This is a genomic window from Pseudomonas sp. UBA3153, from assembly GCF_002364635.1.
GTDB classification, from domain to species: domain Bacteria; phylum Pseudomonadota; class Gammaproteobacteria; order Pseudomonadales; family Pseudomonadaceae; genus Pseudomonas_O; species Pseudomonas_O kuykendallii.
Map to the genome: position 1 here is coordinate 39,369 of NZ_DEYR01000045.1, position 20,432 is coordinate 59,800.

The 20,432-nt window shown below is 68.1% G+C and carries 14 protein-coding genes and 1 pseudogene; 10 read left to right on the top strand and 5 right to left on the bottom strand.

The features are described 5' to 3' along the window. Positions 1-169: 169 nt before the first annotated feature. From B2X67_RS11260 to B2X67_RS11270, 3 genes are all read left to right on the top strand, one after another. Positions 170-1,558: a class II fumarate hydratase gene (locus B2X67_RS11260; protein ID WP_273228872.1), complete on the top strand. Its 1,389-nt coding sequence runs from the start codon at positions 170-172 to the stop codon at positions 1,556-1,558. Then, positions 1,555-2,172, top strand: a complete 618-nt coding sequence (locus B2X67_RS11265) for an NAD(P)H-dependent oxidoreductase (RefSeq protein WP_273228873.1) — start codon at positions 1,555-1,557, stop codon at positions 2,170-2,172. Before B2X67_RS11260 ends, B2X67_RS11265 begins: the two co-directional genes overlap by 4 nt. A 171-nt stretch (positions 2,173-2,343) precedes the next feature. Continuing rightward, positions 2,344-2,556 carry a DUF6316 family protein gene (locus B2X67_RS11270; protein ID WP_273228938.1) on the top strand — a complete coding sequence of 71 codons (213 nt, stop codon included), beginning with the start codon at positions 2,344-2,346 and terminating at the stop codon, positions 2,554-2,556. An 80-nt stretch (positions 2,557-2,636) separates the two neighbouring features. Here the strand turns inward: B2X67_RS11270 and B2X67_RS11275 are convergent, their stop codons facing one another. Then, positions 2,637-3,788, bottom strand: coding sequence for an FAD-dependent oxidoreductase (locus B2X67_RS11275; protein ID WP_286785544.1), 1,152 nt, complete (start codon positions 3,786-3,788; stop codon positions 2,637-2,639). 54 nt (positions 3,789-3,842) lie between these two features. On the opposite strand from B2X67_RS11275, the gene B2X67_RS11280 reads away from it, so the two are divergent. Both B2X67_RS11280 and B2X67_RS11285 read left to right on the top strand, forming a co-directional pair. Then, positions 3,843-4,280, top strand: coding sequence for a MarR family winged helix-turn-helix transcriptional regulator (locus B2X67_RS11280; protein ID WP_286785545.1), 438 nt, complete (start codon positions 3,843-3,845; stop codon positions 4,278-4,280). A gap of 264 nt (positions 4,281-4,544) precedes the next feature. Next, a pseudogene (locus B2X67_RS11285) lies at positions 4,545-5,935 on the top strand (NAD-dependent succinate-semialdehyde dehydrogenase). A 141-nt stretch (positions 5,936-6,076) separates the two neighbouring features. Here B2X67_RS11285 and B2X67_RS11290 read toward each other — a convergent pair. After that, a complete protein-coding gene (locus B2X67_RS11290) occupies positions 6,077-7,261 on the bottom strand; it encodes a thiolase family protein (protein WP_286785546.1) in 1,185 nt (394 codons plus the stop codon). A 112-nt stretch (positions 7,262-7,373) separates the two neighbouring features. After that, complete coding sequence (gene pap, locus B2X67_RS11295) at positions 7,374-8,861, bottom strand: polyphosphate:AMP phosphotransferase (RefSeq protein WP_273228881.1); 1,488 nt, start codon at positions 8,859-8,861, stop codon at positions 7,374-7,376. Positions 8,862-8,975: 114 nt separating this feature from the next. Here pap and mnmC point away from each other — a divergent pair, with 114 nt between their 5' ends. Then, complete coding sequence (gene mnmC / locus B2X67_RS11300) at positions 8,976-10,940, top strand: bifunctional tRNA (5-methylaminomethyl-2-thiouridine)(34)-methyltransferase MnmD/FAD-dependent 5-carboxymethylaminomethyl-2-thiouridine(34) oxidoreductase MnmC (protein ID WP_286785547.1); 1,965 nt, start codon at positions 8,976-8,978, stop codon at positions 10,938-10,940. Positions 10,941-11,137: 197 nt separating this feature from the next. Here mnmC and B2X67_RS11305 read toward each other — a convergent pair whose 3' ends face one another. Beyond that, a complete protein-coding gene (locus tag B2X67_RS11305) occupies positions 11,138-11,611 on the bottom strand; it encodes a MarR family winged helix-turn-helix transcriptional regulator (RefSeq protein WP_286785548.1) in 474 nt (157 codons plus the stop codon). Between the two features lie 146 nt (positions 11,612-11,757). On the opposite strand from B2X67_RS11305, the gene B2X67_RS11310 reads away from it, so the two are divergent. The 3 genes from B2X67_RS11310 (at position 11,758) to B2X67_RS11320 (ending at position 16,721) form a co-directional block, all read left to right on the top strand. After that, positions 11,758-13,530, top strand: a complete 1,773-nt coding sequence (locus B2X67_RS11310; protein ID WP_286785549.1) for an N-acetylglutaminylglutamine amidotransferase — start codon at positions 11,758-11,760, stop codon at positions 13,528-13,530. A gap of 107 nt (positions 13,531-13,637) precedes the next feature. Next, positions 13,638-15,374 carry an N-acetylglutaminylglutamine synthetase gene (ngg, locus tag B2X67_RS11315; protein ID WP_273228889.1) on the top strand — a complete coding sequence of 579 codons (1,737 nt, stop codon included), beginning with the start codon at positions 13,638-13,640 and terminating at the stop codon, positions 15,372-15,374. A 162-nt stretch (positions 15,375-15,536) separates the two neighbouring features. Further along, complete coding sequence (locus B2X67_RS11320; RefSeq protein WP_286785550.1) at positions 15,537-16,721, top strand: osmoprotectant NAGGN system M42 family peptidase; 1,185 nt, start codon at positions 15,537-15,539, stop codon at positions 16,719-16,721. A 683-nt stretch (positions 16,722-17,404) separates the two neighbouring features. Here the strand turns inward: B2X67_RS11320 and B2X67_RS11325 are convergent. Further along, complete coding sequence (locus B2X67_RS11325; RefSeq protein ID WP_286785551.1) at positions 17,405-19,765, bottom strand: DNA polymerase II; 2,361 nt, start codon at positions 19,763-19,765, stop codon at positions 17,405-17,407. Positions 19,766-19,898: 133 nt separating this feature from the next. Between B2X67_RS11325 and B2X67_RS11330 the strand changes: the two genes are divergently transcribed. Then, complete coding sequence (locus tag B2X67_RS11330; RefSeq protein WP_273228894.1) at positions 19,899-20,432, top strand: cytochrome b; 534 nt, start codon at positions 19,899-19,901, stop codon at positions 20,430-20,432.

A 20,432-nucleotide genomic window follows, 5' to 3' on the forward strand; every position in this document is an offset into this window, starting at 1 on the left:
ATTCTGCGCCCAAGCCGGTGCCGGCCTCAAGGCGCGCCGGGCCCAGCGAAGCGGCGCGGAACGCCCGCTCGTTCGTGCATCGCCGCGCGGCGATCCTGTAGGCTCGGGCGGAACCCCGCGCCTCGCCGCGCAGACTAAAACTGCCTGAACGTACTGGAAGGACGCCGCCATGAGCCGCACCGAAACCGATAGCCTGGGCGCCATCGAGGTCCCCGAAGACGCCTATTGGGGCGCACAGACCCAACGCTCGCTGATCAACTTCGCGATCGGCGACCAGCGCATGCCCCTGGCCCTGCTGCACGCGCTGGCCCTGGTGAAGAAAGCCTCGGCGCGGGTCAACGACCGCATCGGCGAGCTGCCCTCCAACATCGCCCGGTTGATCGAGCAGGCCGCCGACGAGGTCCTGGCCGGCAAGCACGACGACCAGTTCCCGCTGGTGGTCTGGCAGACCGGCAGCGGCACGCAGAGCAACATGAACGTCAACGAGGTGATCGCCGGTCGCGCCAACGAGATCGCCGGCGGCCAGCGCGGCGGCAAGACACCGGTGCACCCCAACGACCACGTCAACCGCGCGCAAAGCTCCAACGACTGCTTCCCCACCGCCATGCACATCGCCGCCGCGCAGGCGGTGCATGACCAGTTGCTGCCGGCCATCGCCGAACTCGCCGACGGCCTCGCCGAGCAATCGGCGCGGCACATCAAGCTGGTCAAGACCGGCCGCACGCACATGATGGACGCCACGCCGATCACCTTCGGCCAGGAACTGTCCGGCTTCGTCGCCCAGCTGCACTATGCGGAGAAGGCGATTCGCGCGACCCTGCCGGCGGTCTGCGAGCTGGCCCAGGGCGGCACCGCGGTGGGCACCGGCCTCAACGCGCCGCATGGCTTCGCCGAAGCCGTCGCCGCAGAGCTGGCCGCGTTGTCCGGTCTGCCCTTCGTCACCGCGCCGAACAAGTTCGCCGCCCTCGCCGGCCACGAGCCGCTGGTGGCCCTCGGCGGCGCGCTGAAGACACTCGCCGTGGCGCTGATGAAGATCGCCAACGACCTGCGCCTGCTCGGCTCAGGCCCACGCGCCGGCTTCGCCGAGGTCAAGCTGCCGGCCAACGAGCCGGGCAGTTCGATCATGCCCGGCAAGGTCAACCCTACCCAGTGCGAAGCGCTGTCGATGCTCGCCTGCCAGGTGATGGGCAACGACGCCACCATCGCCTTCGCCGCGAGCCAGGGCCATCTGCAGTTGAACGTGTTCAAGCCGGTGATCATCCACAACCTGCTGCAATCGATCCGCCTGCTCGCCGATGGCTGCCGCAACTTCAACGAACACTGCGTCGCCGGTCTGGAACCGGACGCCACGCAGATGGCCGCGCACCTGGAGCGCGGGCTGATGCTGGTGACCGCGCTGAACCCGCACATCGGCTACGACAAGGCCGCCGAGATCGCCAAGAAGGCCTACGCCGAAGGCAGCACCCTGCGCGAAGCGGCCCTGGCGCTGGGACACCTGACCAGCGAGCAGTTCGACCAGTGGGTACGCCCGCAAGACATGCTGGGAAACACGCCATGAGCGATGCGCGCAGCGGCGCAACGCGCCTGGAAGGCGACGGCAAACGCATCCTGATGATCTTCGGCACGCCGAAAGCCGCCAGCTTCTGCCACGCGCTCGGCGAGACCTACGCCAACGCCGCGCGCAGCAAGGGACACGCGGTGCGCGTCCTGGCGCTGGGCGAGCTGCAGTTCGACCCGATCCTGCACGACGGCTACGAGCACAGCCAGACGCTTGAGCCGGATCTGCTCGAGGCGCAGCGGGAGATCCACTGGGCCGAACACCTGGTGTTCGTCTACCCGGTCTGGTGGGGCGGCGTGCCGGCGCTGCTCAAGGGCTTTCTCGACCGGGTGTTCCTGCCCGGCTTCGCCTTCAAGTTCCGCGGCCGCTCGCAAGCATGGGACAAGCTGCTCACTGGCCGCAGCGCCGACCTGCTGGTGACCCTGGACACGCCGAGCTGGTACTTCCGCTGGGTCTACGGCGCCCCGGCGCACCGGCAGATGGTGCGCACCGTGCTGGGCTTCTGCGGAATCAGGACGCGCCGCCTGAGCGAGTTCTCGCCGATCCGCACTTCCACCGAGGAACAACGCCAGACGTGGCTGCGCAAGGCGGAAAAACTCGGCCTGAGCGTTTAGTGCGCGCGACGCCCGAGGAGCGCTGGCGCGGAACCGAACGGCATGCGCCGGGTCCATGATCTGCGCGACATGATGGCACTGCGCCAGAACAGCACACCGTCCGTCCGCCACCGCCCCGCTGAGAGCCGGACGGACGGTAGACTCAGCCGCATCGACAGGGAGAACGACAACATGCTCGGACAGCGCAAAGTGGATGCAACCCCCGCCAACCATTTCCGCAGCGAGCGGATCAGCGTGGTCAACGGCCGCTACTTCTTCTCCACCCGCGAAGGCACCCTGGAAGGCCCGTTCTTCAGCAAACAAGACGCCGAACGCGAAGTATCCCGCTTCATCGCCCGCCACGAATGCGCGCGGAATATCTCGGAGTACAAGGTGTTGCGGTGAGGGCCGAACTCACTATCGGACACCTCCGCCTTTCTCCACACCCTCTGCGACGGGGGCTGACCGGCAACGACCGTCGCACGTCACCTCGGCTGAGCTGAGTGCACAGCGCCACCTGCGTCCGCATCCCCGCCCAAAGCCTCGAGCAGATACGCCGGCGAGTTGGCCGTCAGCAGGCGCTGCGCACTCGCCGCAGCTACCGCAGCCCGCGTCATCATCGTCTGTTCGTGGGCCCGCACGGCGGCGTGCCAGTCATGGCTGCACAGCGCATCGGCCAGGTCGGCGGCGTCGCGCAAGGCCAGGTTGGCGCCCTCGCCCGCCGGCGGCATCAGGTGCGCGGCATCACCGATCAAGGTGACCGTCGGGCGATGCACCCAGCGATGCTCCGGCGGCAACATGTAGATCGGCCAAGGCCGCACCGCATCGTCGGCCTCGGCGATCAGCCGGCGTAGGTCCGGATGCCAATCGGCGAAGTGCCGCAGCAGGTCGGCACGCGACAGCGACGGCGCCAGCTCGCCCTCCTCCAGTACCTGCGGCAACGAGGCGTACACGCGGACATGGGCATCGGCATTGCGCTGGGCGAACAGGGTGTACTGGCCGCGCTTGGCGATCAGCGTACCGTGCCCGACCAGCGCGGACAGCTGCGGATGGGCACGGTCGATATCCGCCAGCGAGAGTTCGTACAGGCTGATGCCGGCGTGCAACGGTCGAACGTCGGTGAGCAGCACGCGCAGCCGGGACCATGCACCGTCAGCGCCGACAACGAAGTCGAAACGCCCGACCTGACCATTGCCGAAGCGCAGTTCGACCTCCTCGTCCACGAGTGAAGCCTGCTGCAACGCATGGCCCCAGTGCACGCGGCCTGGTAGTGCCGCCAGCAGCAGGTCACGCAAATGCCCGCGGTCGATTTCCGGGCGGTCGCCGGCCTGGCCGTCATCCTCCAGCAGCAGCCGGCCTTCGGCGTCGAAAAGCCGCGTGCCCTGGTCCTCATAGCGCGCCCAACGCTGGAAATCCTCGAACAGACCGGCGCTGCGCAGCGCGGCCTGGCCGGTCTCCGCATGCAGATCGAGCATGCCGCCCTGGGCGCGCGCATCGGCGGCGGCGCCGGCCTCGAACAACGTGAACGGTCTGCCGGCGCGGTGCAACCGGTACGCCAGCAACAGGCCGGCCGGACCGGCACCTACGACAGCGATACGGGGAAACACCGACACGGCTAGCCTCCTGGGCTTCAACATAGGGCCCTATGATCAGTATCATAGGAGCCTATGTCAATCAGCCGGAGCGAACGTATGGAGCGTCCCGACCCAAGGAACGTCCCGTCTTTTCTGATCAAGCGAGTGGCCCGCGAGCTGAGCCGGATGGCGGAGATCGAGCTGCGCCCGCTGGGTCTGGGAATGGCCAGCCTGCCGGTGGTGGAGGCACTGCGCCAGGGCAAGGCCGCGACCCAGGCCGAGCTGGCACGCCTGCTGCGAGTGGAGCAACCGTCGATGGCGCAGACCCTGGCGCGGCTGGAGCGCGATCAGTTGATCCGGCGCTTTCCCGATCCGCACCACCCGCGTGCGCAGCGCATCGAACTCACCCCGCTGGCGCTGCAGCGCCTACCGCAGGCACGCACGATCCTCAACGATGGCAATACCCGCATGCTGGCCGGTTTCAGCCCCGATGAAGCCCTGCTGCTGACCAGCTTCCTGCAGCGGCTCAGTGCCAACCTCGATCGCCAGTCATGAGTGGGTTGCGCCGTAGGTAGCCAGAAGCCTCGTGCTCAAGCGAGGCCCCATCGAGACACCCTCGCATTCAACGCGTAAATCGTTTCGCAGTTTCCCTCCCGACAGCCAACCGCGGATTCGCCGTGCGTGCGCGTTCTGCTGTGCCAGGTCAATGGTCGCGTGGACGCAATTGCGTTCACTGGGCGACCGCGGCGGCGGGCGCCGGGTGCTCTGGAATGGGCTTTCCGGCTTTCCGTGTCGTCGCTCAGACGAGGAGAAACACGCATGGCTTACGCAACGACCAACCCCTACACCGGTGAAACACTGGCCACCTTTCCCGACGCGACGGATGCCGAAGTCGGCGCCGCGCTGGACGTCGCTCAGGCGACTTTCCTGAACTGGCGCGAGCAGCCCATCGCGGCCCGCCTGGCGGTGCTGCAGAAGGCCGCCGACCTGCTGCGCGCGGATGCCCAGGGCTATGCGCGGTTGCTGACCCTGGAAATGGGCAAGCTGTTCAGCGAGGCACAGGCCGAGGTGGAGCTGTCGGCGGCGATCTTCGAGTACTACGTGGAGAACGCCGAAGCGCTGCTGGCCCCCGAAGCGCTGCCATCGAAGGACCCGGCGGTGCTCGAGGCGCAGCTGGTGCACGAGCCGCTGGGGATCATCCTGGCCATCGAGCCGTGGAACTTCCCTTACTACCAGATCGCCCGGATCATCGCCCCGCAGCTGGCGGTGGGTAACGTGGTGGTCCTCAAGCATGCCTCCAACGTGCCGCAATGCGCCGCGCTGTTCGAGCGGCTGATGCGCGAGGCCGGGCTGCCCGAAGGCGGCTTCACCAACCTGTACGCGACCCGCGGGCAGATCGAAGCCATCCTCAACGACCCGCGCGTGCACGGCGTGGCGCTGACCGGGTCGGAAGCGGCCGGGGCGTTGGTGGCGGCGCAGGCCGGCAAGGCGCTGAAGAAGTCGACCATGGAGCTGGCGGCGCCGACGCCTTCATCGTGCTCGACGATGCCGACCTCGACAAGGCGGTGAAGTGGGCGGTGTTCGGTCGCCACTGGAACGCCGGCCAGGTGTGCTGCTCGTCCAAGCGCATCATCCTGCTGGAGTCGATCTACGACGCTTTCCTCGACAAGTACCACGCCGGCGTGGCCGCGCTGAAGGCCGGCGATCCGATGGACGCGCAGACCAGCCTGGCGCCGCTGTCCTCCCAGGGCGCTGCCGATGACGTGCGTCGCCAGGTGGAACAGGCCGTCGCGCACGGCGCCACCGTCAGCCTGATCGGTGCCGAAGTCCCGGCGCAGGGCGCCTTCGTGCGGCCGGTCATGCTCACCGGCCTGACCCCGGAAAACCCGGCGTACTACGAGGAATTCTTCGGCCCGGTTTCGCTGATCTTCAAGGCCCGCGACTAAGCCGAGGCGATCGCCATCGCCAACGACTCGCCCTTCGGCCTGGGAGGTTCGGTGTTCACCCGCGACATCCAGCGCGGCAAGGCAGTGGCCCGGCAGATCTCCACCGGCATGGTCTACATCAACCATCCGACCGCGGTGAAGGCGGACCTGCCGTTCGGCGGCGTGCGCCGTTCCGGCTACGGCCGCGAACTGATCGGTCTGGGCCTCAAGGAGTTCGTCAACCACAAGCTGATCGGGGTGACGGATATCGACGGCGGCTTCTGAGCCCTTTGCCGCGGAACGCCACGCATCCGAGCCGGTGGAAAACGCTTCGCGGTTTTCCACCCCACGGTCACGCGGACATTGAAACAACCACCAGATCGACCGATACGCCGTAGCCCGGCGTATCGATCCCCGTAGGTGCCTTCAGCGCACCGCTTCGAACAGCCCCGTTGCGCCCATTCCGCCGCCTACGCACATGGTGACGATGCCGTAGCGCAGCGAGCGGCGTTGCAGTTCGCGGATCAGGTGGCCGACCTGGCGCGAGCCGGTCATGCCGAAGGGATGGCCGATGGAGATCGAGCCGCCGTTGACGTTGTACTTCTCGTTATCGATGCCCAGGCGGTCGCGGGCGTAGAGGCATTGCGAGGCGAAGGCTTCGTTGAGCTCCCAGAGGTCGATGTCGTCGATGGACAGGCCGCGCGCCTTGAGCAGCTTGGGCACCGAGAACACCGGGCCGATGCCCATTTCGTCCGGTTCGCAGCCGGCGACGGTGAAGCCGCGGAAGAACGCCCTGGGCTTGAGGCCCAGCTCCAGTGCCTTGTCCAGGCTCATCACCAGGGTCATGGAGGCGCCGTCGGAAAGCTGCGAGGCGTTGCCGGCGGTGACCGAGCCGTCCTCGGCGAACACCGGCTTGAGCGCGGCGAGGCTTTCGTAGGTGGTGTCCGGGCGGTTGCAGTCATCGCGATCGACCACGCCGTCGACCATCTTCTTCTCGCCGCTGGCCTTGTCCTCGACCTGGTAGCGCACGTTCATCGGCACGATCTCGTCGTCGAACAGCCCTTCCGCCTGCGCCCGCGCGGTGCGCTGCTGGCTCTGCAGGGCGTAACGGTCCTGCGCCTCGCGGCTGACGCCATAGCGGCGCGCGACGATCTCGGCGGTCTGCCCCATCGGGTAGTAGATGCCGGGCAGGTTCTCCTGGATCAGCGGGTTGTACAGGTGATCGGTGTTGACGCTCTTCAGCGTCAGGCTGATCGACTCGACGCCACCGGCGACGATGGCGTCGCTGCAGCCGGAAGCGATCTGGTTGGCGGCGATGGCGATGGCCTGCAGGCCCGAGGAGCAGTAGCGGTTGAGGGTCATGCCGGCGACGTCCTTGCCGAGCTTCGACAGCACGGCGACGTTGCGACCGATGTTGTAGCCCTGGGCACCTTCGTTGGAGCCGGCGCCGACCACGCAGTCGTCGATCAGCGCCGGGTCGATGCCGGTGCGCGCCAGCAGCGCATTCACGCAATGCGCCGCCATGTCGTCGGGACGGGTCTGGTTGAATTTGCCGCGAAAGGACTTGGCAAGGCCAGTCCGCAGGCTGTCGACGATGACTACTTCACGCATGGCACACCTCGGATTCTTGTTCGATGAGGTGGCCGAGAATAGGACCGCCGCCGGGCCGCGGCGACGATCATTCATCCGGCGTATGCGCCGGCATCCCCCGGGTTTCGACGCGTCAATCCTTGTCGAGCACCGCCGCCAGCGCGTCGTTGAGGGTGCGCAGCACCTTGATCCTGGCGAAGCGCTTGTCGTTGGCCTCCACCAGCGTCCAGGGCGCCAGCTGGGTGCTGGTGCGGTCGACCATGTCGCCGACGGCGTCGCTGTACTGCGCCCACTTCTCGCGGTTGCGCCAGTCTTCCGGGCCGATCTTGAAGCGCTTGTGCGGGATCTTCTCTCGCTCCTCGAAGCGCGCCAGCTGGGTGTCCTTGTCGATGGCCAGCCAGAACTTCACCAGCACCACGCCGTTGCGCACCAGGGTTTCCTCGAAATCGTTGATCTCGCCGTAGGCGCGCAGCCAGTCCGCCGGGCTGCACAGGCCCTCGATGCGCTCCACCAGCACGCGGCCGTACCACGAACGGTCGAAGATGGTGAACTTGCCGCGGGGCGGAATGTGCCGCCAGAAGCGCCACAGGTAGGGCTGTGCGCGCTCCTCTTCGGTGGGCGCGGCAATCGGCACGATGTGGTACTGGCGCGGGTCGAGCGCGGCGGCGACACGGCGGATCGCGCCGCCCTTGCCCGCTGCATCGTTGCCCTCGAAGGCGGCGATCAGCGCGTGCCGGCGCATTCGCTTGTGGCGCATCAGCCTGGCCAGGCGCGCCTGCTCCAGGGTCAACTGGCGCTGGTAGTGCTCATTCTCCAGCATCTGGCGCATGTTCAGGCTCGCCAGCAACTGGTGCTCTTCGAGGTTGGCGCCGATGGTCGCCGCATGCGGCTGCTCGACCTTGATGGCGGGCGCACGCAACGCGGCCTGCAGGCCCTCGAGCAGCAACCGGCCCACGGTCAGCGCGCGGTAGTTCTGGTCGTTGCCTTCGATGATGTACCAGGGCGCATAGTCGCGGCTGGTCTGGCGCAACATGTGCTCGCCGTGGCGGACGAACTTGTCGTAGGTCTTCGACTGCTGCCAGTCCAGCGGGGTGATCCGCCAACTGCGCAGCGGGTCCTCGGCGAGGGCCTTGAGGCGGGTCTTCATCTGTTTCTTGGAGAGGTGAAACCAGAACTTGAAGATCAGCGCGCCCTCGTCGCAGAGCATCCGTTCGAAGCGCTGCGCGGCGTCGATGGCCTGCTCCAGCCCGGCATCCTTGATCTCGCCGGCGACCCGCGCCTGCAGCATCTGGCTGTACCAGTTGCCGAAGAACACGCCGGTCCGTCCCTTCGGCGGCAGGCGCCGCCAGTAGCGCCATTCCGGCGGCCGGGCGAGTTCCTCGTCGGTCTGCACGTCGAAGGTTTCCACCTGGATCAGCCGCGGGTCCATCCATTCGTTGAGCAGTTTGACCGTCTCGCCCTTGCCCGCGCCCTCGATGCCATTGATCAGTACGATCACCGGGAAACGCGCCTGCTCCTTGAGTGCGTACTGCGCATCCAGCAGCCCTTCGAGCAGCGCCGGCAGCGCTTCCTCGTACTCCTTGCGGCCGATGCTGTGGCCGATTTCCGCCGATTCGAACATCTGTGTCTCCTCTGTCCCAACCCAGCCTAACGGATTTGCCGCTGCGTCGATAAGCCGTCCGCGGCGCGGCGGGCCGTAGCGGCTACAATGCGCGCCCCGCTGCCAGGTAACCGCATGAACGACACTCCCCAAGCCCAGCTCGACTGGGACGACCAGGGCCAGCCGCTGTCCCGCGAATTCGGCGATGTCTACTTCTCCCGCGCCAGCGGCCTGGAAGAAACCCGCCACGTGTTCCTCGCCCACAACGCGCTGGCCGAACGCTTCGCCGCGCTGCCGGCGGGCGGGCGCCTGTGCATCGGCGAGACCGGCTTCGGCACCGGGCTGAATTTTCTCTGTGCCTGGCAGTTGTTCGATGCCTGCGCGAACGCCGAGGCGCGCCTGCATTTCGTCAGCGTCGAGCGCTACCCGCTCGCGCATGAGGACCTCGCCCGCGCACTGGCCCTGTGGCCGGAGCTGGCGCCCTGGGCGGAACCGTTGCTGGCGCAGTACGTCGGCATCCATCCCGGCTTCCAGCGCCTGAGCTTCGCCGGCGGCCGCGTGGTGCTGACGCTGTTGATCGGTGACGTGCTGGACTGCCTGCCGCAACTGGACGCACGCATCGACGCCTGGTTCCTCGACGGTTTCTCACCGGCTAAGAACCCGCAGATGTGGACCGCAGAACTCTTCGCCCAGCTCGCCCGCCTGTCCGCCGCCGGCGCGAGCCTGGCGACCTTCACCTGCGCCGGTTTCGTCCGCCGCGGCTTGAACGAGGCCGGCTTCGCCATGGCCAAGGTCAAGGGCTTCGGCCACAAGCGCGAGATGCTCGCAGGGCACTACGACGGCCAGCCGCAGGACAGCGCCAGGCCCTGGTTCGCCCGCCCGTGCTGGCGCCCGCAGACCCGAGAGGCGCTGGTGATCGGCGCCGGCCTCGCCGGTTGTGCCAGCGCCGCCAGCCTCGCCGCGCGCGGCTGGCGGGTGACGCTGATCGAGCGGCATGCCGAGGTCGCCCAGGAAGGTTCGGGCAACCCGCAGGGCGTGCTCTACCTCAAGCTCTCCGCGCACGGCACCGCCCTCTCGCAACTGGTGGTGAGCAGCTTCGGCCACACCCGCCGGCTGCTGGAGCAGGTCGAGCGCGGTCGCTACTGGGAGCCGTGCGGTGTGCTGCAGATCGCCTTCGACGCCGCCGAAGCCGCGCGCCAGCAGCGCCTCGCCGAGGCGTTCCCGCACAGCCTGCTGCGCCTGCTGCCGCGCGAGGAAGCCGAAGCGCTGGCGGGTGTCGGCCTTCCCGCCGGCGGGCTGTTCTTCCCCGAGGCCGGCTGGGCGCATCCGCCGGCGCTGTGTCGCGCGCTGATCGATCATCCGAACATCCGTCTGCTCAGCCATAGCGAAGCGCTGCGCCTGGAACGCGAAAGCGGCCGCTGGAAGGTCTTCGCCGAGAACGGGCTGCTGGCGGAAGCGGAGGTCGTGGTGCTGGCCGGCGCTGCGGACATCCAGCGTTTCCCGGTCGCCGCCGAGCTGCCGCTCAAGCGCATCCGCGGACAGATCAGCCAGATTCCCGCCACCGCGCCCAGCCAGGCGCTACGCACGGTGCTCTGCGCCGAGGGTTACATCGCCCCGGCGCGCGGCGAGGAACACACGCTGGGCGCGAGCTTCGGTTTCGATGACCCGGACCTGACGCCGACCGCCGCCGATCATGCCGGCAACCTGCGCATGCTCGAAGAGATCTCCCCGGACCTGGCCGCGCGCCTGGATGCCGCGCGGCTCGACCCGCACCAGTTGCAGGGCCGCGCCGCATTTCGCTGCACCAGCCCTGACTACCTGCCGATGGTCGGCCCGCTGGCGGATGCGCCGGCCTTCGCCGAGGCCTACGCGGTGCTCGCCAAGGACGCCCGCCAGGTACCGGACACGCCCTGCCCCTGGCTCGACGGCCTCTACATCAACGCCGCCCACGGCTCGCGCGGCGTGCTCACCGCGCCCCTGTCCGGCGAACTGCTCGCCGCCTGGCTGGACGACGAACCGCTGCCGCTGCCGCGCGAGGTGGCCGAGGCCTGCCACCCGAACCGGTTCATGTTGAGGAAGCGGGTACGCGGCAAAGGGTGAGCACCCGAGGGTGAAGGCGATGGGTATCGCGGGCTCAACCCATCCTACGACGCTGCGCCGGGGTTCACTCGCGCCATCGCCGCTTGGCCCACTGAAGAGGCGAGCGTGGGTGGGTCGATACGACCCAGAGCGAACGGCGATCTTTCAGGGCGCGATGCGCTCAACCCATCCCACGAACCGCCAGCGCCCCGCGCCGATCAACCCGCGCCGTTCACCTGCTCGGGCATCTCGAACAGCTCAGCCGCCCGCAGCAAGCCGGCCAGCAGCGCATGGCGTTCCCATTCAGGGAGGCTGGCGAAGCGCTGCAGGACGTGGTCGGGGAGCAGTGGCGGGGCTTCGCCGAGGGCTTCGCGGCCGGCCTCGCCGAGGACCAGCCACTGCTTGCGGCGGTCCTGCTCGTCGCGGCGGCGGGAGAGCATGCCGCGGCCTTCGAGGCGCTCCAGCACGCCGGACAGCGAGGCCGGCGAGAGGCTGACGAAGCGCGCCAGCTGGCTCGCCGTGAGTTCCTTCTCCACGGCCAGCACCTGCAGGATCAACAACTGGAGAGGAGTCAGTCCGCCGTAACGCGAGAGCCGCTTGGCGTGCACTTCGGCCGACTGCTGCAGCCGCCGCAGGGCCTGAAAAACGGATAGCGCGTAGGTATCGCTGAGGTTTTTATTAGTTTCGGTCATAACTTTCCTGGCCGTCTTCTTCCGTGAACACCTATCGATGAATGCATAGAACTACTTTGACCTGAAATCGGTCACTAGTTCTGATTCGCGATATCAACGCCGCGAAACAAACACACCCACACCCCAACGGAGAACCGGTAAGGATCATGTGCGGAATAGCAGGAGAGCTGCGCTTCGATAAGCGCCCGAGCGACTTGGCAGCCGTCGAGCGCATCACCCAACACCTCGCCGATCGCGGCCCCGATGCCTGTGGCTTCCACAGCGAAGGCCCGCTGGGCCTCGGCCACCGGCGGCTGAAGATCATGGATCTGGAAGCCGCCTCGGGACAGCCGATGGTCGACCCGTCGCTGGGCCTGTCGATGGTCTTCAACGGCGCCATCTACAACTATCCGGAGCTGCGCGCCGAGTTGCAGGCGCTGGGTTACACGTTCTTCTCCGAAGGCGATACCGAGGTGCTGCTCAAGGGCTACCACGCCTGGGGCGAGGCGCTGCTGCCGAAGCTCAACGGCATGTTCGCCTTTGCCATCTGGGAGCGCGACTCCGGCCGGCTGTTCCTCGCCCGCGACCGCCTCGGCGTCAAGCCGCTGTACCTGTCGCGTACCGGCGAGCGCCTGCGTTTCGCCTCGACCCTGCCGGCGCTGCTGCAGGGCGGCGACATCGCCAAGATCATCAACCCCATCGCGCTCAACCACTACATGAGCTTCCACGCCGTGGTGCCGGCGCCGCATACGCTGATCGCCGGTATCGAGAAACTGCCGCCGGCCACCTGGCTGCGCGTCGAGGCCGATGGCCGCAGCGAGCAGAAGACCTGGTGGACGCTGGAGTACGGGCAGACAGCCGAGGAAGCGGCGCTGAGCTTCGAGGACTGGCAGACGCGCACGCTGGATACCCTGCGCGAGGCGGTGGCGATTCGTCAGCGCGCCGCGGTGGACGTTGGCGTGCTGCTCTCCGGCGGCGTCGATTCGAGCCTGCTGGTGGGCCTGCTGCGCGAAGCCGGCGCGGCGGACAACCTGCTGACCTTCTCCATCGGCTTCGAGGATGCCGGCGGCGAGCGCGGCGACGAGTTCCACTATTCCGACCTGATCGCCAAGCACTACGGCACGCGCCACAACCAGTTGCGCATCGACGAGAAGGAAATCATCGAGCAACTGCCGGCCGCCTTCGCCGCGATGAGCGAGCCGATGGTCAGCCACGACTGCATCGCGTTCTATCTGCTCTCCCGCGAGGTCGCCAAGCACTGCAAGGTGGTGCAGAGCGGCCAGGGCGCGGACGAGCTGTTCGCCGGCTATCACTGGTATCCGCAGGTGGATGGCGCCGCCGACCCGGTGGCGGCGTATCTGCAGGCGTTCCGCGATCGCGACTTCGCCGAGTACGCCGATACCGTGCAGGACAAATGGGTCGGCGACGACCATTCCGGCGATTTTGTGCGCCAGCATTTCGCCCAGCCCGGCGCCAGCGCGGCGGTGGACAAGGCGTTGCGCCTGGACAGCACGGTGATGCTGGTGGACGACCCGGTGAAGCGCGTCGACAACATGACCATGGCCTGGGGCCTGGAGGCGCGCACGCCCTTCCTCGACTACCGGGTGGCGGAACTGTCCGCGCGCATCCCAGGGAAATTCAAGCTGCCCGACGGCGGCAAGCACGTTCTCAAGGAAGCCGCGCGGCGGGTGATTCCCGCCGAGGTGATCGACCGGCCCAAGGGCTATTTCCCGGTGCCGGGACTCAAGCACCTGCAGGGCGCGACGCTCGGCTGGGTGCGTGACCTGCTGCTCGACCCGAGCCAGGACCGCGGCCTGTTCAACCCGCAGATGATCGACCGCCTGCTCAGCGACCCGCAGGGCCAGCTCACCCCGCTGCGCGGTTCGAAACTTTGGCAACTGGCGGCACTCAACCTTTGGCTGACCCAGCAAGGCCTGTAGCACCGCTGGCATTCGGCCCGCGGCCCGGATGAGCGTGCCCGCGAGACCGGCGCTGCGCAAACGATTTCCCCGCGGCACGCTGCGCGCCGCGGTTTTCAGGAGGCTTCATGCAAAAGTCACAAGCCTACGGCCAGCGTCTGCTGCGCGGCCAGGCACCGTCCTACGAACGCCTGCAGGCGCAGCGCGCGGAGGACGGCCTCGACGGACCCGGAGGCCCGGTCGCCCTGCAGTGCGGCTGGGGCCGGCTGCTGATCGGCCACACCTATCCCGACCCGGCGCACCTGGCGCGCGACCTGCTCGCCGAGAAGACCGGCGAGCGCGACATCGCCCTCTACGTCGCCGCCCCGCAACAGGTGCTGGCGCAGGCACCGCAGCAACTGTTCCTCGACCCCTCCGACACCCTGCGCATCTGGTTCTCCGACTACCGCCCGGCCCGCCGGCCCTTCCGCGGCTTCCACCTGCGCCGCGCCCAGAGCGCCAGCGACTGGGCCTCGGTCAATCGTCTCTACCAGAGCCGCGGCATGCTCCAGGTCGACCCGCAGAAGATCACCCCGCGCGAGGAAGGTGGCCCGGTGTACTGGCTCGCCGAGGACAGCGATACCGGCACGGCGCTGGGCACGGTGATGGGCCTGAACCACCAGGAAGCGTTCGCCGATCCGGAAAACGGCTCCAGCCTGTGGTGCCTGGCGGTCGATCCGCAGTGCAGCCGGCCGGGCGTCGGGGAGGCGCTGGTGCGTCATCTGATCGAACATTACCTGTCGCGCGGGCTGGCCTACCTCGACCTCTCGGTGCTGCACGACAACCGTCAGGCCAAGGCGCTCTACGCCAAGCTCGGCTTCCGCACGCTGTCGACCTTCGCAGTGAAGTGCCGCAACGGCATCAACCAGACGCTGTTCCTCGGCCCCGGTCCGGACGTGGAGTTCAATCCCTACGCGCGGATCATCGTCGACGAAGCGCTGCGCCGCGGCATCGAGGTGCAGGTCGACGATGCGCCCGCCGGGCTCTTCACCCTGGTCCACGGCGGCCGCAAGGTGCGCTGCCGCGAGTCGCTCTCGGACCTCACCAGCGCGGTGAGCATGACGCTGTGCCAGGACAAGCGCCTGACCAACAGCTACCTGCGCCGCGCCGGCCTGTCGCTGCCGACGCAGCAGCTCGCCGGCAGCGACGAGGACAACGCCGCCTTCCTCGAAGCCCACGGCAGCGTGGTGGTGAAGCCGGTGGACGGCGAACAGGGCCAGGGCGTCGCAGTCGATCTGCGTACCGTCGAGGAGCTGCAAGCCGCCATCGAGGCCGCGCGCCAGTTTGACAGCCGCGTGCTGCTGGAGAGCTTCCACGAAGGCCATGACCTGCGCATCCTGGTGATCGGCTTCGAGGTGGTCGCCGCTGCCATCCGCCGCCCGGCCACGGTGATCGGAGACGGCCGCAGCAGCATCCGCAAGCTGATCCAGAGCCAGAGCCGCCGGCGCCAGGCCGCCACCCACGGCGAGAGCAAGATTCCGCTGGACGACGAAACCGAGCGCACCCTGCGTGCGGCCGGCCACGACTACGACACGGTTCTGGGCGAAGGCATGCAACTGGCGGTGAGGCGCACCGCCAACCTGCATACCGGCGGAATTCTCGAGGATGTCACCGCGCAACTGCACCCGACCCTGGTCGACGCCGCCGTGCGCGCGGCCCGTGCGCTGGACATCCCGATGGTGGGTCTCGACCTGATGGTCAAGGCCGCCGACCAGCCGGAGTACGTGTTCATCGAGGCCAACGAACGCGCGGGCCTGGCCAACCATGAGCCGCAGCCCACTGCCGAACGCTTCGTCGACCTGCTGTTTCCGCTGAGCAAGATCTAGAGCCCCGCCTGGCGAGGGATTGCCAGGCCAGCCACGACAGCCCCTCACCTCGGATTCGATTCGGCTGAATGATTCCGCACCTTCCGGGTCGGAATAGCTGTAAGCCGCACCCTGCCAAACCGGCCCGTGCGCCCTCGCCGCCCAGCCGTAAGGGAGAACACCATGACCGCAAGACTGCCCGAACCGGACATGCAGTACATGCAGAAGGTCCTGCTGGAAATGCTCGCCATTCCCAGCCCCACCGGGTTCACCGACACCATCGTCCGCTACGTCGCCGAGCGCCTCAACGAGCTCGGCATTCCCTACGAGCTGACCCGCCGCGGCACCATCCGCGCGACGCTCAAGGGACGCCGCTACAGCCCGGACCGGGCCATCTCCGCGCACCTCGACACCATCGGCGCCAGCGTGCGGGAAATCCACGCCAACGGTCGCCTGGCGCTCGCCGCGGTGGGCTGCTGGTCGAGCCGCTTCGCCGAGGGCAGCCGGGTCAGCGTGTTCACCGACCGCGGCGTGCTGCGCGGCAGCGTGCTGCCGCTGATGGCCTCGGGGCATGCCTTCAACACCGCCGTCGACCAGTTGCCGGTCAGTTGGGAGCACGTCGAGTTGCGCCTCGATGCGCTGACCGACTCCCTGGAGGAAACCCGCGCGCTGGGCGTCTCCATCGGTGATTTCGTGGCCTTCGACCCGTTGCCGGAGTTCACCGAGAGCGGCCATATCAGCGCCCGCCACCTGGACGACAAGGCCGGTGTGGCGGTGCTCCTGGCGTCGCTCAAGGCCATCGTTGACAGCGGCCTGGAGCCGCCGATCGACTGCCACCCGCTGTTCACCATCACCGAGGAAACCGGCTCCGGCGCCGCCGCCGCGCTGAACTTCGACGTCAGCGAATTCGTCGGCATCGACATCGCCCCGGTGGCCGCCGGCCAGCAATCCAGCGAACGGGCGGTGACCGTGGCCATGCAGGACTCCGGCGGCCCTTACGACTATCACTTGTCGCGGCACCTGCTGCGGCTGGCCGACCGCCACGAGATCCCGGTGCGCCGCGACCTGTTCCGCTACTACCACAGCGATGCGCAGTCGGCGATCACCGCCGGCCACGACATCCGCACCGCTCTGCTCGCCTTCGGCTGCGATGCCACCCACGGCTATGAGCGCACGCATATCGACAGCCTGCTGGCCCTCGGCAGGCTGATCTGCGCCTACCTGCTCAGCCCGCCGGTATTCGCCAGCGACGCACACCCGGAAAAGGCCTCGCTGGAGCGCTTCAGCCACCAGATCGGCGAGGACGTGCAACTGGAACCGGAGACGCGCGTGCCGGCACTGGAAGACGTGGTCGGCGACAAGCCGTAGCGCCCCGGAAACTTCACGCGCGCGTCGCCGACTCACCGGTGCTCCCCGTAGGGTGGGCTTCAGCCCACCACTGCCACACGCGGCCCTGTATCGCGTGGGCTGAAGCCCACCCTACCGCTGTTTGCGAGTGCCTTGCCGACTCCCCGGTCTTCCCCCGTAGGGTGGGCTTCAGCCCACCAATGCCACACGCAGCCCCGTATCGCGTGGGCTGAAGCCCACCCTACCGCTGTTTGCGGGCGCCTTGCCGACTCACCAGTGCTCCCCCGTAGGGTGGGCTTCAGCCCACCAACGCCACACGCAGCCCCGCATCGCGTGGGCTGAAGCCCACCCTACCGCTGTTTACGAGCGCCTTGCCGACTCCCCGGTCTTCCCCCGTAGGGTGGGCTTTAGCCCACCACTGCCATACGCAGCCCCGTATCGCGTGGGCTGAAGCCCACCCTACCGATGTTTGCGAGCGCCTTGCCGACTCCCCGGTGTTCCCCTCGTAGGGTGGGCTTTAGCCCACCATTGCTACACGCGGCCCCGTATCGCGTGGGCTGAAGCCCACCCTACCGCTGTTTGCGAGCGCCTTGCCGACTCCCCGGTCTTCCCCCGTAGGGTGGGCTTCAGCCCACCGCTGCCACACGCAGCCCTATATCGCGTGGGCTGAAGCCCACCCTACGGGCGAGGTCAGCCGACGGGCGCTAGAACAACCCCATCTGCCCATCCACCAACGCGGTGAAGCTGTCGTCCACGAACGGCAGGATGGCGTCCGCCACCGGTTGCAGCTGACGGGTCACGTAGTGGTCGTAGTCGATCGGCGTGCGGCGCGCTTCGAGCGGCTCCGGCCCGGCGAGGGTGATCACGTAGCTGATCCAGCCGCCACGCTGGTATTGCCGCGGGCGGCCCTGCCGGTCGTTGTGCTCGTCGGCCAGGCGCGCCGCGCGCACCTGCGGCGGGACGTTGCGCTGGTAGTCGTCGAGCCGCCGACGCAGGCGCTTGCGATAGACCAGCAGCTCGTCCAGCTCGCCGGCCAAGGTACGGCGCACGTAGTCGCGCACATAATCCTGGTACGGCTGGCGGTTGAAGATGCGCAGGTAGAGTTCCTGCTGGAAGCGCTGGGCCAGCGGCGACCAGTCGGTGCGCACAGTCTCCAGGCCCTTGTAGACCATTTCCTCGCTGCCGTCGGCACGCCGCACCAGGCCGGCGTAGCGCTTCTTGCTGCCCTCCTCCGCGCCGCGGATGGTCGGCATCAGGAAGCGTCGGAAGTGCGTCTCGAACTGCAGCTCCAGCGCGCTTTCCAGGCCGTATTCGTCGCGCAGGTGCGCCCGCCACCAGTCGTTGACCCGCGCCACCAGCGCGCGGCCGATGCGTGCGGCCTCGTCTTCGTCGTGTTCGCGACCGAGCCAGACGAAGGTGGAGTCGGTGTCGCCGTAGATCACCACCTGGCCTTCGGCTTCGATCAGCGCGCGGGTGCGGCGCATGATCTCGTGCCCGCGCAGGGTGATCGACGAAGCCAGGCGCGGGTCGAAGAAGCGGCAACCGCTGGAACCGAGCACGCCGTAGAAGGCGTTCATGATGATCTTCAGCGCCTGTGACAAGGGTTTGTTGCCGTCGCGCTTGGCCGCCTCGCGCCCTTCGGCGACGCGCGCGACGATGGCCGGTAGGCAGTGCCTCGTGCGCGAGAAGCGTGCGCCGCGAAAGCCTGGCACCGAGTCGGCGTCGCTCTGGTGGCGCAGGCCATCCACCAGCCCGACCGGATCGATCAGGAAGCTGCGGATGATCGACGGGTAGAGGCTCTTGTAGTCCAGCACCAGCACCGACTCGTAGAGCCCCGGACGCGAGTCCATGACGAAGCCGCCGGGGCTCGCCTCCGGCGGGCGCTCGCCGAGGTTAGGTGCGACGAAGCCCTGGCGGTGCATGGCCGGCAGGTACAGGTGGCCGAACGCGGCCACCGAGCCGCCGCTGCGGTCCGCCGGCAGGCCGGTGACGCTGGCGCGTTCGAGGAGGAAGGTGAGCAGTTCGGTCCTGGCGAAGATCCGCGTGACCAGCTCGCAATCCTTGAGGTTGTAGTGCGCCAGCGCCGGTTTGTCCTCGGCGAACATCCGGTTGATCTCGTCCATGCGCTGGTACGGCGTGCTGATCGCCTTGCCCTCGCCGAGCAGGGTCTGCGCGACGTTCTCCAGGCTGAACGAGGGGAAGCTCCAGGTCGCCGAGCGCAACGCCTCGATGCCGTCGATGATCAGCCGGCCGGCGGCGGCCGCGAAGAAGTGCTGCTTGCTGCCGTGCTCGCGCCACTCCATCGGCTGGCCGCCGCGCCCCAGCAGCAGCGGCACCTTGAGCCGCTGCGAGTGTTCGTGCAGCACGCGCAGGTCGAACTGCACCAGGTTCCAGCCGATGATCGCGTCCGGGTCGTGCCGCGCCATCCAGCCGTTGAGGCGCTCCAGCAACTGCGCGCGGCTGTCGCAGTACTCCAGCGGGAAGTCCAGCCCGGCGGAATCGCCGTTGGCCGGCCCGAGCATGTACACCTGGCGCTGGCCGCAGCCTTCCAGGGCGATGGAATAGAGTTCGCCGCGCTCGGTGGTCTCGATGTCCAGCGATACCAGGCGCAGGTGCGGACGATAGCCCGGGGCCGGTTTCAGCACGGCGTCGAGGAGCACCCCGTCGGCGTCGGGCGTGCCGGCGAACTGCACGGGCGCGGTGATGAAGCGCTCCATCAGGTAGCGCTCCGGTGGCCGGATGTCGGCTTCGTAGACGTCCAGGCCGGCGCCACGCAGGCGCTTCTCCAGCTGAATCAGTTGGCGATGCTGACGGCAGTACAGCCCGAGCACCGGGCGATGCTGGAAGTCGCAGAGTTCCAGCGCACGCAACTCGACGTCGCGCTCACCTTGCAGCAGCAGTTCCACCCGCGCGCGCTGTTCGGCGGGCACGAAGGCCACCGAGGTCTGCAGCGGCAGACGCAGGCGCCGCGGGCCGTGGTCGGTCGCCAGCCAGAACTCCACCTGGGTGCCCGCGGGCGTGTCCTGCCAGTGCCGGGTCAGAACGAAGCCCTGCTGTAAATCCACCGTCGCATCCCGTGAAAACGCCATCGCGCCATTCTACCGGGCAACGCCGGGCCGCGCGCCGCAGAACCAAGCGCGCCGTCGGCTGCCTAAGCGCCAGGCGCTGGCGCCAACACACAACAAGAGGTTTCCACGCGTGAGCATCGAGCGTTACACCGGGCTGGCCCAGGCGCTGCACTGGCTCACCGCCGCGGCACTCTGCTTCGTGCTGCCCTTCGTCTGGGTGGCCGAGAACTTCCCTCCGGGGCCGATCCGCACGTTCTGGTACATGGCCCACGAATCCATGGGCATCTCGGTGTTCCTGTTGATCCTGCTGCGCCTGACCTGGCGCTGGCGGCACCGAGCGCCGGCCTACCCCGCCGGCACGCGGCGCCTGATGCGGCTGATCGCGGGGCTCAATCACGGGCTACTCTACGCCGTGCTGCTGGCGATGCCGGTCACCGGCTACCTGATGGCCGGCAACGGCCAGGACGTGCCGTTCTTCCGGGTGATCTCGCTGCCCGGCTTCGAGAAGAACGAAGCGCTGGGGAAACTGGCCAATACCCTGCACGTGTGGGGGCAGTTCGCCGTGTACGGGCTGATCATCCTGCACGTGGCCGCCACCGTCTGGCACGTCGCCGTTCGCCGCGATGGCCTGCTGGAGCGAATGCTGCCGGAGCAGCGCCACTAG

What these genes read in the sequence shown, in the direction of transcription:
- ngg (WP_273228889.1), top strand. Translation starts at nt 13,638, where the DNA reads ATGCAAAAGTCACAAGCCTACGGCCAGCGTCTGCTGCGCGGCCAGGCA.
- B2X67_RS11310 (WP_286785549.1), top strand. Translation starts at nt 11,758, where the DNA reads ATGTGCGGAATAGCAGGAGAGCTGCGCTTCGATAAGCGCCCGAGCGAC.
- mnmC (WP_286785547.1), top strand. Translation starts at nt 8,976, where the DNA reads ATGAACGACACTCCCCAAGCCCAGCTCGACTGGGACGACCAGGGCCAG.
- B2X67_RS11265 (WP_273228873.1), top strand. Translation starts at nt 1,555, where the DNA reads ATGAGCGATGCGCGCAGCGGCGCAACGCGCCTGGAAGGCGACGGCAAA.
- pap (WP_273228881.1), bottom strand. Translation starts at nt 8,861, where the DNA reads ATGTTCGAATCGGCGGAAATCGGCCACAGCATCGGCCGCAAGGAGTAC.
- B2X67_RS11305 (WP_286785548.1), bottom strand. Translation starts at nt 11,611, where the DNA reads ATGACCGAAACTAATAAAAACCTCAGCGATACCTACGCGCTATCCGTT.
- B2X67_RS11270 (WP_273228938.1), top strand. Translation starts at nt 2,344, where the DNA reads ATGCTCGGACAGCGCAAAGTGGATGCAACCCCCGCCAACCATTTCCGC.
- B2X67_RS11290 (WP_286785546.1), bottom strand. Translation starts at nt 7,261, where the DNA reads ATGCGTGAAGTAGTCATCGTCGACAGCCTGCGGACTGGCCTTGCCAAG.
- B2X67_RS11280 (WP_286785545.1), top strand. Translation starts at nt 3,843, where the DNA reads ATGGAGCGTCCCGACCCAAGGAACGTCCCGTCTTTTCTGATCAAGCGA.
- B2X67_RS11320 (WP_286785550.1), top strand. Translation starts at nt 15,537, where the DNA reads ATGACCGCAAGACTGCCCGAACCGGACATGCAGTACATGCAGAAGGTC.
- B2X67_RS11275 (WP_286785544.1), bottom strand. Translation starts at nt 3,788, where the DNA reads ATGTTGAAGCCCAGGAGGCTAGCCGTGTCGGTGTTTCCCCGTATCGCT.
- B2X67_RS11260 (WP_273228872.1), top strand. Translation starts at nt 170, where the DNA reads ATGAGCCGCACCGAAACCGATAGCCTGGGCGCCATCGAGGTCCCCGAA.